This window comes from Pseudomonas abyssi (assembly GCF_002307495.1).
Classification (GTDB): domain Bacteria; phylum Pseudomonadota; class Gammaproteobacteria; order Pseudomonadales; family Pseudomonadaceae; genus Halopseudomonas; species Halopseudomonas abyssi.
In genome coordinates this window covers 1-564 of sequence record NZ_NTMR01000007.1, presented here as the reverse complement: position 1 = coordinate 564, position 564 = coordinate 1, and the positions used below count along the sequence as shown (strand labels likewise).

At 37.6% G+C, this 564-nt stretch carries 1 protein-coding gene; it reads left to right on the top strand.

What is annotated here, in order from left to right; genetic code table 11:
* Positions 1 to 43 precede the first annotated feature (43 nt).
* Entirely contained in the window at positions 44 to 562 is a 519-nt protein-coding gene (locus CNQ84_RS20375; RefSeq protein ID WP_133065871.1) for a hypothetical protein, read from the top strand.
* Positions 563 to 564: the final 2 nt, after the last annotated feature.

Below are 564 nucleotides of genomic sequence, written 5' to 3'. Positions count from 1 at the left end.
CCCCCCCCCCCCCCCCCCCCCCCAATAAATTGAGTTCTATTATATGAAGAAGGAATTTTACAGGTTCAGACGTATTAATAGTTTGATTGGAGAGTTTGAAGAATTAGAAAATCAAAGCATCTATTTTGCAGAGCCAGAATCATTAAACGATCCTATGGAAGGCTTTCGAGATATGTATTGGAGAGGTGACTTCATAGTATGGAGAAATTTGTTCCGACATTATCTATTATGCCTTGAGAGGCTTTGTTCTTTGTTAATAATTTCAGGTGAAGAGCACCCCATAACTACAGCCCACATGCCGGTTTTTTCTGGTGAGGAAGATTTTCCTACACCAATGTATCAAGAGTTATTCGTAAACATTACAAACAAATTCTTTGATAATGAAAGACTAATTAAGCTTATCGAATCAATTTCTAAGCGAACAACACCTGTAAGAAGAGATGAATTGTTTTTCTATCTTCGAAATATCCATAGTTATGCGCTTGAAGTCATTTATTCAGAATATGAAAGAAGTGGACTTATTCCTGAGCGAGACAATAGAAACGGCGGTTGCAGGAACTGAGT

Excerpts from the sequence above, each read along its gene's own strand:
- CNQ84_RS20375 (WP_133065871.1), top strand. The coding sequence starts at position 44 with ATGAAGAAGGAATTTTACAGGTTCAGACGTATTAATAGTTTGATTGGA.